This window comes from Paenibacillus sp. Soil724D2 (assembly GCF_001427935.1).
Classification (GTDB): domain Bacteria; phylum Bacillota; class Bacilli; order Paenibacillales; family NBRC-103111; genus Paenibacillus_E.
On sequence record NZ_LMRY01000056.1, the window covers coordinates 146,796 to 162,593 of the forward strand.

Consider the following 15,798-nt stretch of genomic DNA (forward strand, 5'->3'; position numbering starts at 1 on the left):
CTATTGCGCGCTTCTCCACCAAAACTTTGATTGATTTAGGATGTACCTGTTAGCGGGACGTCCTTTTACATTTGGAATACTACCGTTGGGTTTGTTGTTATGTTATTTACAATTTCTTTGTACGTTCCCCCAAAGGTCATTCCGAAGGTATAAGAACCAGGCAATAACTCCTTGCTGATCTCCCCAGCCGATGTGTTGCCAATCGTCCGCCAGCCTCCCGCATAGTATTTCACGCTTCCGCTGTCCATCAGATTTCCTTGGCTGTCTTTCAATTGTACTTTGACCTTTATCGTTTGAAATACGACCACTGCGTCTGTTCCTATATCCTGTACTTTCTCCTTATACGCTCCCTCGTTAGTCATGCCGAAGGTATAAGAACCAGGCAATAGCTCCTTGCTGATCTCTCCGCCAGTCGTACTACCAAATATCAGCCAGCCTCCCGCATAGTACTTCACACTGCCGCTGTCCATCAGATTTCCTTGGCTGTCTTTCAATTGTACTTTGACCTTGACTGTCTGGAATATGACTATTGGATCAGTTCCGATATTCTGTACCTTTTCCTTATACGCTCCCTCGTTGGTCATGCCGAAGGTATAAGAACCAGTCAATAGCTCCTTGCTGATCTCTCCGCCAGTCGTACTACCAAACGTCAGCCAGCCTCCCGCATAGTATTTCACGCTGCCGCTGTCCATTAGATTTCCTTGACTGTCTTTCAGTTGCACCTTGACTTTTACCGTCTGGAATACAACAACCGCATCAGTTCCGGTATTTTGCACCTTCTCCTTATAGGTTCCCTCGTACGTAATGCCGAAGGTGTAGCTTTTGTCTGCTATGGATTTACTTACTCTGCCGCTAGCGTCTGTCACACCAAAATCCTTCCATCCTCCATCGTAGTATTTCACTATTCCGCCGCTGAGCGGATTGCCATTACTGTCTTTTAACTCCACCTTTACTGCAGTTGCGGCAAGCGAAAAACTAAGATTATGCGCAGACTCAACATTCCCCGCTTGATCCGTTGACTTATAGATCAAGGTATATTGACCTTTCTTATCCAACGTAACAGGTGATGTATATAGCTGAAATGTAGTCCCATTATCCAGACTGTATTCTGTTTTCATCACACTTGAATCAACATCCACTGCACTTAAACTTACTGTAACCGGCCCCGTATAAGCACCATTTGGTCCGTCCGGTTGTGCCGGGCTCAAACTGGCTGTTGTACTCGGAGCTATTTTATCAATGTTATTCACTGTGTAGCTGGTAACATTCGACGCATGGCCTACCGCATCTGTTCCTCTTGCAAAGATCATGCCATTTTCGGAAACGACTACTGGCGATGTGTACGCTGTCCATATGCCGCTAGCACCTACTTTGTATTCTCTCACCGCTGCATCAGCCGGATAGCTAATCGTTACAGTGACATCAGTGTTGGTCGGTGCCGTGATATCTGCAGAAATGATTGCATCTGCTGGTGGTTGCGCAACTTGACTTGATCTGTACGTCAGCGGGATCCTAAATGATGCACCGCTTGCAATATCATAGATAAATCCTTTGTTGAAATCATTCGAATCTTTATAGGACCGGACAAGCGTAATATCCCCAATGTCGAGCTTCAAGCGAGATCCTTCCATGACGGATACATTTTTGATGCGGTAAGACGCATAACGGACACCGTCGTTTTGAATGGTGATGCTCTTTCCGATCAAATCGGCAGGGGTGCCGAAAAGCCCGGACGCTTCGATAATAATCTCGTTATTAGGTGACAAATCCTTCGTAAAGTCAACGACTGTCCCGGTAACAGCTCCAACTCGATCCTGCCGGACTTCACTGTTCTTTCCGATATACGAGCCGTCGTGCAAATAGGTGCTCGCACTTCCATCCTCCTGCACCGAATATACGCCGAAAAAGCCTTTAAACTCCAAAGAGTATGCGGTATCAGGCAGTTCAACCGTGTAAGCTTTGCTTGTATCCAAGCTGCTAACCACATAATCGGTTCTGCCGTTTTTCAATTTTACACTTACTGCTCGAACCCCGCTGTCATCCACGGTCTGTCCGTTCAGCTTAACGATCAATGGCGTGATGGAGCTAATAAAGCGTTCTCCCTTATACGGCTCAATGATCGAAGTAAATAAACTATCGATGCTAGTGCCGCTGCGGTGAGCGACCAAATACCGGAGATCTTTCGGATTGCCAATCTTATTCTGCGGCGGCACTCCGTCGGCCAACGCTACATCATTAACACTGCCTAACATCGTCAATCTTAGGTGAACGTCTGTTGCTGCCCCGCTGCCTTGACCGTACATATTCCAAGTATCTTTCACATTCCAGTCGACACTGAATTTGTCCGCAGGAGACCCATCACGTTCCACATTTTTCAAATAGTGAAACCCGCTGCCCATATAGCCGACCCCTGCGATATCATCGACTCTTTGCCCGTAAGGTACGTCCGCTCCCGCATACGTCCCCGTTGCTTGCGGAACCAAGTTCAACCCTTCCGTCGCAACCGTCCCTTCTGCTCCATGGAAGCTAAAATAATGATCATTACCTCTCTTTACCCGAAACAGATCTATCGTATAGGAGTTCTTATCATCTGCCTTGATCATGGCCGTAGTCCGCTTATACAACGTCGTCTGCGGATATACCTTAGGGGCTTCCACATCAATGAGCTTCACCAAGTCCGTATCGTCAAAATGCTTAGCTTCCGCAGCCCATAGATTCGTGTTCTGTTTTCGCTTATCCACAATTACTGTGTTATGGCTGATTGTATTAACGACCCACTGCGCTCGATGCATATCGACGCTGTCAGCAAATTCGGGGTAGCCCAAATCTGGCGACAAATCGAGACCAAACGCGTGAAATCCAACGTTTAACGTGTCCGCATGACCGTGGCTTACGTTGCGTCCATAGAACATCCATTCATCCCGAAGCGTGTTATTCGCGTCCAAGCGGGCATCCCGCTGAGCACGCGCCTGTGCATTTAGAAGATTCAAAACTCGGACGTCCAGATTAAAGGCGCTGGATGACGGGTGCTTCCCGATACCCTCGAAGGAAATGGTATGCAGTCCTTGCGTAAGGTTCATCTGGCTGATGATCTCGTATGCATTCGTATCCGTCCCGTAAAAATCCAACTCTTTAACGGGTTGCCCATCGATGGAAATTCGATAAATGCCATTAGACTGCGCTTTTACGGGGAGTACATCCAACTCATATTCGTCTGTAGCTGGAACATTAAATTCAAAAGTTGCCGTCTCCCCGCTCTGGGCTGCCGCAAGCTGGATGGAACTGGAAGCATCAACAAACTTCGTCGGTACACTTTGTGCAGACACGTTCATGCCGCTAAAGCCAATCCTCGTTCCATAATCAACTTTCGGGTTATCACCGTCCCGCAGCGCAGCAAATCCATATCCACTCGAATTTACACTTTCCATATTCAGTGGACCTTTGACGTTAATTACCTCTTGAATTTGACTTGCGATCGCATTAGGATTGGTGGAAAATACGTCCTTATGAATCCCATCGGTCGTATTGTTATTCAGAAAATAGGTTAGCTGCGCATAAATCGGATCGCCGAACTTTTCAAACGCTTTGACGGAATCCGTCATTCGCTCAATGATAAATGGATTTCCGGTTCGACCCGTATCCCCGATATTTGCTGTAAATTTTTCACTCAAAATGAGCGTACTCATAGCGGAAAACATTTTTCTAAACTTCACGTTATTGTACAGATCGGCCTGCGGGTACAAATCGTAGCCCTCCAAAATATCGGCCGTCAACCGATGATTTACCAGCCACAAAGCATTGTAACCGGGTGAGCTTTCATTCCCATTCCCATCTCGGTCGACGTCCGAAACAAGTGAATTTAGAATATTTCCACCTGTTAAGCGAGTCGGATTGGCAAGAACTCCTCCTGTCTGAAAAATGAAATCCAGCCACTCTTTCGTTTCAGGCATCGTATCGTAGATAACAGCAGCCATGGCCAGAGCACTTTGATGCATGCCGTCATTGCCAAGTATTTGTGTCTTTTTTACTGCCGGAAATACTTGCTTAATGATACCGTCTTCGATATTCCGCCGAATGTTTGCTCCGGAATTTTTCGTATTTACCATTCGAAATTGCGTCGACTTCGCACTCAGAAATTGAACGGTTTCCGGGTCGTCGAGTGCCGGGAATAAAGCATCATAGGCACTAATAAACGACTTCACTAATTCAGTTTCCCAAATGCCGCCTAATACTTTACCATTGCCGACAGATTTGCCCGATGAATTTAGAAACACCGCTCTGTCAAACTTGCTTATATCCATTTCCGGATAAACATCCGCCACCCGATCTAGTAATATCGAACCGGCACGGCCATACTTGATGTCCCCCGTATATAAATAAGCATCGCGGAATGCATTCAGCGAACGCTGAATCAGAGAATCTCCCCCATACCATGACCAGTGGACATAGTAAGCGATGAATGTATAGCGTATTCCTTGCTCATTTACCCAGCCAAAGCCATCATCAACTCCCCAAGTGGGTCCCTTTTCAGGATAGAGCGTGTTTACAAGCAGACTTCGGTCCGCAAGCTCCGGTTGGAAGAGGCCATGTTCATCCAAACCGCTGCGGTAATAAGCTCCGAAGTCGTTCGTTGGAAACTTGTACCCGCTTGAAGGATCCACAATTTTCCATGGGTCGTTTAATGGATCGATACGATAAGGATAATTCCCGTATTTATCGATTTCCTTCCCGGTTATCGGACTTCCTAACGACTGATTAACGGCATAGCTGCGAGGAAGCTTTTGACTGGGAACCGCATTCCATAAGAAGTCCAATCCTTTAACCAGATATTTATCCGCGTTTGTAACCGCCGCATCCTTCAAGTTCTTCGCCCATTGCAGCTGCTGTATATTTTGTCGGGCGGCCGCGACCTTTTCCTGGCTGTATAGCGTCGTCCTCGTTTTACGATTCATCAATTCACCTGACCTAATGAATGTCGCGTTATCGAAATAAACGATTCCTCCTGCTGGCGGCGAGGTACCTAATCGCAGGCTAATATAGGCGGTCTCAGCCGGGAAAACACTCTTAAGCGTAATGGGCATCCAAGTGTTACTAGTCGAACCTGACTGGGACACCGATGAAAGGAAGACCTTGTCCGCATCCCATAATTCGACCTTCAGCTCAGCGGTCCCGGAGTTCGTGAATGCAAACACATTTGCCGTATATTCAACGCCGGGTGAAACGGGAATGAGATGACTTCGCAGTCCTGCCGACTGATCCACGGTATTGGTTATTTTAATGCTGCGGACTCCGTCGTAGGCCTTCTCGCTGGATACATCCACAGTGCCGTCGACCCCACGCCAATCACTTGGCTTGCCATTATCCAACAGCTCGAATCTGCCGTTATTCAAATAGGGACTTGGGTCTGGAGGGGCTTCACCGAATTTGGCATCGTCAAAATAAGTCGTACCGATGTTAGTAGCCCCCAGATACAATCTTATCGTGGCGTAAGCTGCTCCAACAGGCGCAGCACCGACCGCACGAATCGGCTTCCATTCATTCTGGGAAGTGCTACCCGCAATCACGTTCGTTAAATTTGTGTTATTGGCATCCCAAAACTCCAGAAAAATGGTAGATGAACCCGATTCATCATAGGCAAATACCTCCGCTTCGTACTTCCCTCCTACTGAAACTGGCATTTTCTGACTTCGGACTCCGATGCCAGCGGTTGCGCTCGTATCCACCATTTTTACACTGCGATCTCCCGAACGCTTCCGCTCCAGAGAAGACGTAATATTACCGCCGAAGATAGAATCCCAGTAGCGGGGCATTCCATCCATCGTACTCTCCATTCCGCCGTTCCTGAGTGGCGTGTTCGGATCCTTCACCAACTCCTGGAAATCTGCATCGTCAAAATAGGAGGTTCCGATGTTCGCTTGACCTGAATAGACTCTCAGGCTTGCATATACAGCTCCTGTCGGCGCCGTTTGACTGATACCGAGCTGCTTCCACTGATTTAAAGTATTATTCGTGGCCGTCGGAAAAAGGATGAGCGTGTTACTCGCATCCCAGAACTCCAAATAAAGAGACGAACTGCCCTGTACATTATATGAATACACGGAAGCCTCATAATCTTTGCCAGGCGTAACCGAGATCTTCTGACTGCGCAGACCCACAGATGCCGTGCTGCTATTGTCCGTTAACTGCACGCTGTATACTGCGCTATGTACGGTGTACGTTGAAGATGTCACTGTCCCGCTCATAACGGACCAGTTAAGAGGTTTTCCACCGGAAACCTGCTCGAATCCACTGTTAGGAAGAATCTGCAGCGAGTCCGCTTTTACCTTTCCAGGAAATACCGTAAATACCGAAATCACCATTAAAAAAGACAGGAAAACAGATAGAAACTGCGAACCTCTAATTCGACTCATTAATAATCCTTCCTTTCCAATCAAATTGGGTCAACCGCCCATAAATAAAGCGTTTTCATTTGGTGCTATCCTAAATTATAAAGTCCAGTGTGGCCTTAAAGATATACATTCAATTCAACAAAGTGTCTACAAATTCCAGAAAACAAAAGGGGTTATTTCCCAAGTCTGAGAAGACCTTGAAAACAACCCTTTTTATCAAGTTTTCATGCTATTATAAATCTGAAAGGGCAGGTCAACTGTTCATTTGACCTGCCCTTTCATTATCCAATTCTCATTCTCCGATTTCCTGAACAACAAACTGTTCCAAACCTGTTTCTGCAGAACGGTATACAGCCTCCAGTGCAGCTATGACGCCTCGCGCATACGCTGGAGAGCAGCTAGTTTCTGAATGGTCTCGTATGGCCGTGAGCAAGTCGGAATACTGCAATTCGAATGGAGCAGCCGTGTTTAATATTTCCAACTTCTCATACTGACCGCCCCTACTTATCCATAAGCTTTCACCGGTTACTAGTTTCAGCATACCACCCGTAAAAATGATCTCCGTTTCATTGCGGGATGCCCCTAAATAACCCGATTGAACAATCATCGCAGGAATCCCTGACGTAAGTTCCAGATAAATCATGCCGCTACCTTCTACATTGCCCCTGCTTCCATGATAACTCACAGATGATCTTAATTTACAAACCGTACGATCTGTCAGCCACTGAATTTTATCGATAGAGTGCGTACCCAAATTGGCGAGAATGCCACCGCCTGATTTCTCTTTTTCGAGAAACCACTGTGGACGCGAGTCTTGGAAGTAATTCGTATGTCTGACATCATGAATCATGACGAGCTTTCCTAATTCTTCACTTTGGATGATCCTTTTGGCCTCTATATTCTCAGCAATATAGTGCTGAGTATGTCCGACCAAAATGCGAATATCCGCTTTACGTCCAGCTTGGATGATCTCATCGCATTCCGATACGGACAAAGCCATAGGTTTCTCTAGCATCAAATGACATCCGTGTTCCGCTGCAAACACAGCTGTCTCTTTATGCAAATAGTGAGGCAATGCGATGACCACCACGTCCGGTCTTTCCTGTTTGATCATTTCCCGGTAATCGCCATAAGCCTTTATTTCAAAGAGCTGGGCGATTTCATTCGCTTTATCGAGATTGATATCTACAACCGCGCAAGCTGCAAATCCTGTCGTTGCTCGGATAGCATTAAAATGTTCTTTGGCTATAATACCCGCACCAAGCACCGCTACGCTTAATTCTGCTTTTTGCATGGCCGTTTCATCCTTTCCCGATTCTACAAATATACCTCTAAACCAGATTCACGACTTTCATTTGCCGCTTCCAAGAATCGCATGATCTGCACTGTCTCTTCCATCTCGATATCAGGTGTTCCTGTTATAAACATGCTCATAATTTTCTCCATTAAGCTGGCATAATACGGTTTTGGATGTCGATACACATCGATAAACTGTGTTTTGGTTTCCCTATGCAGAAGTGCGCCAAATTCTGAGTTGCCTTTGCGATTACCGCGAATTGTACCGATAATACCATTTTCCCAGACGCCGGTAATGAGATCATGCTCATCAGTTTTAACAGCCGAAACCTTCACACAACCTTTACCCAGCGTTTTAAAAAGCATCTCAACCGTATGCACGCCATACCAGTATAGCCCCGGCTGTGTAGGCTGCATAGCTAGCGGACCATAACAATCCATGCCGATAATGCTGCCGCTTTCAGATTTCAGTAACGCTTCCGTCAATTCCTCGGCATAACGAAGCGAAGAACAGCTCATCATTGGTATGCCATGCAACTGCGCCAATTCCACAATTGCTTTCGCATCGGAAGATGAAAGAGCCATTGGCTTATCGATGAAAACCGGTTTGCGATAAGCCGCGATGCGACGAAAAAGCTCGAGATGAACCCGCCCATCGACCGACACCATCAGAATAGCATCGCAACCATCAGCTACTTCCTCAGGCGTCTCGACGATTTTCACGCCATACTTGTCACGAACCTGCTCCGTAAACCCTGCAACTCGCGAATAACTCATTTCGAAGTCGGCTGAACCTCCTGGAAAAGCAACCGTCACTTCCCCGCCAGGCACATGATAAGCATGGTTCTTATCATTTAGTAATTGCGTAAAAACGGGAGCATGCGATGAATCGAGACCAATAATACCAATTCGAATCGGTTTCCCAGGCATCATCTGTAAATCCTCCCCTCCATAATCAATCTGCTAACCATTCGGATAAATGCTTCTTAACAAATTCATCGTCGTTCAAATTCGGATAATCCCGATAGACACGGTCAATTTCCTCCATTTGTCCGTTAGACAGCTCTTCTTCCGGATTTAAACACCAACGTCCTTCCAGAAGACCTTGTCTCCTAAGCACCTCATGAATCCCGGCTATACAGCCTGCAAACCCATTCGCTGTATCAAAAAATGCCGCATTGGAGTCCGTAACTTCTATATTGCGCGTTAACCAGTGGGAATTTAGACTTTCATCGTTTCTCACAAGTTTAATAGCCTCCAAAAGTTCAACAGCCTTTCGTGTCCAAACGGACCAATGACCCAACAAACCGCCGACAATTTTTTTCTCAACCTTGTTTCCTTTAACGACAAAATGGTAATTGGTCAGCAAATCATTCACAATATTATCATCATTGCCTGTATACAAAGCGATTTCATCTCTCCGCTCAGAATTACATACGGCACGCACCACATCGATCGTTTGATAACGGTTAAACGGCGCCATTTTGATACCAGCCACACCAGAGATATTCGCAAACTCTTTCCAGAAATCGTAGCTTAATACTCTTCCACCGACAGAAGGCTGCAGATAAAAGCCGAAAACTGGAATGATCTCCGCGATTCTTGCAATTCGCTTTAGTAAGTCCTTCTCTGTCCAACTCTGAAGTCCTCCCATGCTGACTAAACCGAGATCATATCCGAGACCCGCTGCTGTTTCCGCTTCGTAAACGGCTTGTTCTGTTGGACCGCAGATACCAGCTATTTGAAGGAAGGGCTTGGTTAGCTTTGCATTCATTACTTCTTCGGATGCTAATCTTAACACCTTTTCGAAAAAATTATGCTCCTTATCCCTGATCTCAAACTGTGTCGTATGCACAGCAACTGCGATGCCGCCCGCACCCGAAGCCATGTAATAACGTGTCAGCGCTCTTTGCCTGCGTTCATCCAGCTCTCTTGCAGCGTTTAAAGCCAGCGGATGTGCGGGAATGACCAATCCCTCATGCAGCGCCTTGTTTTTTTCCGCACTAAGTGGTTTTATAAGGCTCATTTTTAATATTTCCCCTCCCTCTCTTGAAAATGGGTTGGTTTATTCCAAGTATGACCATCGGCCAAACACCACTCAGCGGTCCATTCAATCATTTGCTGCATAGAAACCTGAGGATAACCGAACAGTTGGTGAGCTTTTGCGGAATTGCTCAATAAAGCCGTTGGTGATTCTTCTCCAAAAAAGATAGGTTCCACACCAAATCTTTGGCCAAACATATTTGCCGCCCAACGCATCGATAAAGTTTCAGGACCGGATACATTCAAGAATGTAGGTGGGGAACTGGCTATATTCAAGGAACGAATAGCCATTTCATTCGCATCCCCTTGCCAGATACAGTTCACATTTCCCATGGTGATGTTGATTGGTTTTCCTGCTTTAACCGATTTAGCTATTTCCAAAAGCACGCCATAGCGCAAATCCACCGCATAATTCAGTCTGAAAATGGTCAATGGCGTATTATACTTACGGGAAAAATGCTCAAAAATCCGCTCACGGCCCAAACAAGATTGGCCATATTCACCGATCGGACCTGTCGCCGTTTCTTCTGTAGCTCCTCCATGAGCTACTGGTGTGAATGGGTACACATTCCCTGTGGAAAAGGCGACAATACGAGAGTTTTTATATTTTTCCGCAACACGTCCAGGAAGGTATGCATTCATTGCCCAAGTAAAATGTTCATTCCCCATCGTGCCAAATTTATTTCCTGCCATATAAATCACATTCTTCACATCAGGCAGCTGCTGAAGCTGTTGATCGTTCAATAAGTCAACGGAAATCGTTTCAACACCGTCTGCTTCCAGCTCCTGTATTAAACCTTCAGAAGAGAACCGCGAAGCGCCAATCACCTTTTTATTTACACCGGCTTCTTTGATAGCGTTCATGGCTAACCTAGCCAAACTAGGTCCCATCTTTCCGCCGATACCAAGTAACAGAATATCCCCATCGAGCGCAGCAATATCATTGATTAAAGCGGACGAAGGCTGAGCTAGCTTTGTTTCTAAGTCATGGATTGTTTTCATGTCGTTCTCCTCTCGATTTTCAAGTCTACATCCCTATTTTAAAGAGCCGACACATTAAAAGACAAGTCTTTAAAATGTCTATATATAAGCAAAGGGATAGGACGAATCCCTTCCTTCTCACCTTAGCTCTTCATACTTTCATCCAGGAACGCAAACTCGAAAATTTGCCGTGGGCGGCCTTTTGGCATTTTCTCCATACCGCTTGTCCGGACTAAACCTGTATCCGACCATTCCAACAGCAGTCGATGGGTACTTCTAACGGTAATATTGAGCAGCAAAGCTAGTTCTTGAACGTTATACTCTTTCTTGCCAGTACGGGCATAGGTTACAAGTAGCCTGCTTAAGTAGGAAGAGGTCATATTGGCGTTCTCTGCTTTTTTAATGAAGTCAGGATTCACCAATTCCATATCTTTCACCTGGGCATCCACCATCTCCAAAGGTCCCACTATGCCTCTATCCTCCCTAACAATAAAGCAAGAGTTGCCGCTTGCCTCCTTGGATTTCCGCAAAGCCGATCTCGCATTCGAACCCGCTTCATTGGCCGTTCTGCCAAATCCAACACCGATACTTAACGTTAACTGATAGGATTTATAGATTTCTGATGCCAGAGGAACTCTTTTGTATCCAGCCGTTTCTTGTTCAAATATCCCCCTAGTTGTAAAAAATAAATATTCATCTCCTCCCAGATGCGTAAGATGACCTCGTAAAGAATCCACATAATCCAGCAAAATTCGGTGAATATTGAGCTTCAGCTTTTGAATTTCATGCTCCGAATTATGGCGATCGACGATTTTACCAAAACCATCCACATTAATCAGACCCACAACGATCTGGGATTCCTTACTTTTCCTCGCATCCGTCGATAGAAGCGCTCTCTCCAGAGCAACAACGATGTCCTGTGTGGTTGGGACCATCCATTCATTGGGGATACCTCTATCATTTAATTCAGCTGATATTGAATTGATTCCAGTGAGCGCTCCCGAGGCTAAACCTTTGTTAAAACAATCTTGATGGAACTCCAATAGTTGTTCTCTTGTCGGGTTGCTGGCCTCATCATAGCAAATGATTTTCAAATCTTGTTCATCGATTTCTTCCAAAAATCGTTTTACCATGATCGGAGTTACCGTATCTACACTTATTGCTTTTCCAACCCTATGCGAATTAACATTTTCTTTCGCAAGCTTTTTTTGGATGTTGTAAAAAGCCTTATATAATCCTGTTTCGTTATATCGCACATAATGAACAGGTACGACTGATTTCACTTTTTCCAGAACTTTTCGGTAGGGAACAGGACCGCATAATAACAGGACTTCTACTTCATTCTTTAGTTCATCTGATAAATTTGGAGTTTCCAATTCATTCTTTGAATACCTGACTACGGGTTCAAACGTAGGAAAGTTTTTAATGACTTTGACGATCCTAGACACCATATCCTTGGGTCCGACAATGCCAATCTTAACCCCAGCATTCGCACTGTTGTGACCTATTATTTTTCCTAAAGTATCAATGGAAATCCCTCGCTTTATTTTCAATTGTTTCAACATATTTTAAAGTCCAACTCCCGATTTAACCCAAAACGACCTTGCGCGAAAGCTCTGAGCGCAAGGCCGAAGGATGATCTGAATCGGATTGCCAAGGCAAGAGCGGATCCACATCACAGTAATTTATCAGAATACTGCGCAAACTCAACTTAAATATAACGCAGATAGGCCTCTGCCTACAAGCAAGGTAACGTTGCCGTATGAGCTAGGCAGATTACATGTCTTTTCCGAATACTTTCACTACGTAAAAGCTGGGTAACCCTTTGGATACATCGGTCACAACAATGCGTAAGTACCTGATCCCTGTTTCATGAAATTCATCCATGCCCATTTCTTGTCCCGTTTGTCTTTGAGAAGCTACCGCTTTCCAATGGCTATCATCGGATGAAACTTCGACTTGATATTCATACTCTGTATTATCACTTTCCCAATAGATCTTACAGCCATCCAACTCGTAGAACCCTTCAAGATCTACCTTCCACCATACCGGCAGGTCATTATTTCCAGCACTCCAACGCTCGCTCCACCGATCAGCGATGATATTGCTTGTTGCTTGACCAGCGCTGCATCCAGGCAGCTCTGAGCTTGCTATCGCTGGTTTGTTGATCGCAACATCTGTCCAATGTTCCCAATATCTAGATGACGGTGGCGAGAAGAAGGTAATCTGATCTACCTCATATTCCGGTTTTCGATCAGGTGGTATTTGAAATTTCCCTGGTACTAATGGCTTAGAGATGGGCTGCGATATGATTTCTACAGTCGCCGATTTTAATCCATCTGACTCCGCATGTAGTGTTATTAGGCCTGGTTCCTTCGTCGCGCGAATTAACACCCCGATGGCACCCGCTTCTGCTTCTACGGGGTTTGACCCCACTCTACCGTCTCCATCACCGACAATTTCTGCCGGCCCCGTCAACTGGAATGCTATCTTATTGTATGCATCCGGAACAACGGTTCCATTGGCATCTCTTACATAAACATGGACCATGATTAAATCAGAACCATCCGCTTTAAGTTCGATACCGCAGTCATCCACTGATAATGTTAAATAATCCGGAGTCCCCGGCGTCATGACGGCATGCGTTGCTACGATAACATCGTCAACAATAGCTTCAGCCATTAATTTTCCCGGCTCCCATTCAACCCCTTCGAATATGAAAGGTGCATGCGGCATACTGCCATAGCTTGCATCTGGTTTCTTAACACCGAGAAGCCTTCCGTTCAGATAGAGCCTGATTCGTTCACAGTTGCAATAAATCGTAATATCCCTCGTTGAAGCTGATGTCCAATCATTAGCAATGAATACCATTGGCGTTGTACGAATTCCCGATATTTGTAAATCAGGGTCACTTTGGCTTTGAAATAAATAATAGCTATATTTGGGTAAACGATATAAATCCAGTGCACCACAAGCAGCTATATTATCGTAATATCCCCTGTTCGTATCAATACCGGTCCACAGTGCTCCGCCGCTAAGTCCTTTTGTAGCTAGGATGTTATTTAATATGTCGGTACGCTCTTTCGAAGACTGCAGCATGCCAGACTCGCCGCCTGGGTAGAAATCTCTTGTCCCTCTTGAACATCTGAGATGCGTATGCCTTGGACCCGCCTGCTCCAGATAATGGTCTCCCCACTCCCTGATGAAAGATCCCTGATGATCACGAAGTGCTGCTCCGTAAACGACATCATAGTCAATCGCAGCAATTCTATAATTGTCACAGGCCGCATAGCATTGATCACCTGGATATTCGGCATGTGTGACCTCTAGAGCTGTCCGTGTATATTGCTCACTATAATCGGTTTCATTCAAGATAGGCTCCCACAATACGACACTAGGGCGATTCCTATGATAACGAATCATCTCACGTATATCTTGATAGGATCTTTCTTTAAACGTATCGTTATCCCTGAACCACTGCCATCCAGGAGTCGGAATAATATACATCAGGCCTAATTCGTCACAGGCGTCCATGAAAGCCGGAGATTGCGGATAGTGTCCTGTACGAATGATCGTAAATCCGCCTTCTCTTAGTTTGATCGCATCTCTTCTATGCAAAGAATCAGATAGAGCATCTCCCACATATACATATTCCTGATGTCGATTGGCGCCAATTAATTTCATTAAAGTCCCGTTGATATGAAAGCCTTCACCATCAAATTTGATGTACCGAATCCCTATTTTTGTTTCATAGGCATCTACAACTACATCGCTATCATAAACAACAGTGTATACAGTATATAGGTGGGGATGTTCCGGGTGCCAAAGCTTGGGCTCTGATACTGTAACGCTCTGTGTAAATGTATGATCCTTCTGTTGATCAATGTTGTGTAAACTGGATGATACCTTACTAACAACTTCATTATTGTTATCTACAATATAATGTGAAACCGAGCAAGCCTTAGGGATATCATATTCATTACTAATATGTGTTTGTATATTTACTTGGGCTTTAAGTGAACTTACATCCGAGTAAGTGATGAACAGCCCCCCACCTGCTTGCTGATTCGCATAAATAGCATCTGTGATATGCAATTTATCCGTCGTATGCAGCCATACATTCCGATAGAGTCCGCCATAATAGCAAAAATCCAATTCACCCTGAGGTTTACCTGGTGGAACATCCGGCATATCAGAGTTGTCCAGCTTCACCACAATAACATGATCCGTTTCTCCATCTGCCGTAACATAATCCGTAATATCTATTGTAAATGGCAGGTAACCGCCGTAATGTGTCAAAAGATGTTTCCCGTTCAACCATACATCAGCTGAGTGCTTCGCACCTTCGAATTCTACAAATACTTTTTGACCGTTATAAGCCTTATCCACATAAAAGTGTCTCCGATACCAGGAGATACCCAGATAGTTCAAGCCTCCACTGCAGTGGGCCGGTTCTACCCTCACAGTGTGAGGAAGGTGCACAATCTCCCAAGCTGAGTCATCAAAATTAGCCGCTTCTGAACCTTGTGTATCCCCCCGAAAAAAACGCCAATCCTGATTAAAACTTAATTTATTGCGATGAACACCTTTTTTTAGTACTTGGATGATACCCAATTCATCTATTGTATTCATGCCATACTCCTCTCAGCTTACCTGTCTATAAGCTTATATTAATTGAGCAGCGACATTAAAGACAAGTCTTTAAAAAGTCCTTATATGAGTTGAGGTAAAATACGAATCCATGACAAATAAGCGCGGAAAACGCGCTTATTCCAACGCCACCGAGTAAATAGGCGCGATACCGCGCTTTCAGCGAGAGATTGCCGAGCCGAAGCTCGTTGGTAGAGCCTCAGAAGGCGGAAATCGACTTCTCAGTAGATGGTTTTGCTCGTCTGTGCGGAATAAGTGCGGAAAACGCGCTTATTCCGACGCCACCGAGTAAATAGGCGCGAAAAACGCGCTTTCAGCAGAGCTCGGCGAGCCGAAGCTCGTTGGTAAACTTTGAAGGCAGAAATCGACTTCTCAGTAGATTTTTTGCGCCAAGAGGGCCATCCTTTAAGATCTATTGACCTTATGAGACAGCCCCTCG

7 protein-coding genes are annotated in these 15,798 nt (G+C 45.3%); all 7 read right to left on the reverse strand.

Going from position 1 to position 15,798, the window contains the following annotated elements; translation table 11 throughout:
• Window positions 1-65: 65 nt before the first annotated feature.
• The 7 genes from ASG85_RS30950 to ASG85_RS30980 all read right to left on the reverse strand — a co-directional run bounded on the left by ASG85_RS30950 (window position 66) and on the right by ASG85_RS30980 (window position 15,341).
• Window positions 66-6,410, reverse strand: coding sequence for an OmpL47-type beta-barrel domain-containing protein (locus ASG85_RS30950; protein WP_060648799.1), 6,345 nt, complete (start codon window positions 6,408-6,410; stop codon window positions 66-68).
• Between the two features lie 271 nt (window positions 6,411-6,681).
• Window positions 6,682-7,683, reverse strand: a complete 1,002-nt coding sequence (locus ASG85_RS30955; protein WP_057306571.1) for a Gfo/Idh/MocA family protein — start codon at window positions 7,681-7,683, stop codon at window positions 6,682-6,684.
• A 23-nt stretch (window positions 7,684-7,706) separates the two neighbouring features.
• Window positions 7,707-8,618, reverse strand: a complete 912-nt coding sequence (locus ASG85_RS30960) for a Gfo/Idh/MocA family protein (RefSeq protein WP_321166617.1) — start codon at window positions 8,616-8,618, stop codon at window positions 7,707-7,709.
• Window positions 8,619-8,640: 22 nt separating this feature from the next.
• Window positions 8,641-9,711 (reverse strand): dihydrodipicolinate synthase family protein, encoded by a 1,071-nt coding sequence (locus ASG85_RS30965; RefSeq protein WP_060648800.1) that lies wholly within the window; start codon window positions 9,709-9,711, stop codon window positions 8,641-8,643.
• A 2-nt stretch (window positions 9,712-9,713) separates the two neighbouring features.
• A complete protein-coding gene (locus ASG85_RS30970) occupies window positions 9,714-10,730 on the reverse strand; it encodes an NAD-dependent epimerase/dehydratase family protein (protein ID WP_060648801.1) in 1,017 nt (338 codons plus the stop codon).
• Window positions 10,731-10,852: 122 nt separating this feature from the next.
• On the reverse strand, window positions 10,853-12,274 hold the full coding sequence (locus tag ASG85_RS30975; protein WP_156396933.1) for a GTP cyclohydrolase IIa: 1,422 nt from the start codon (window positions 12,272-12,274) through the stop codon (window positions 10,853-10,855).
• Between the two features lie 211 nt (window positions 12,275-12,485).
• Window positions 12,486-15,341, reverse strand: a complete 2,856-nt coding sequence (locus tag ASG85_RS30980; protein WP_060648802.1) for a sugar-binding domain-containing protein — start codon at window positions 15,339-15,341, stop codon at window positions 12,486-12,488.
• Window positions 15,342-15,798: the final 457 nt, after the last annotated feature.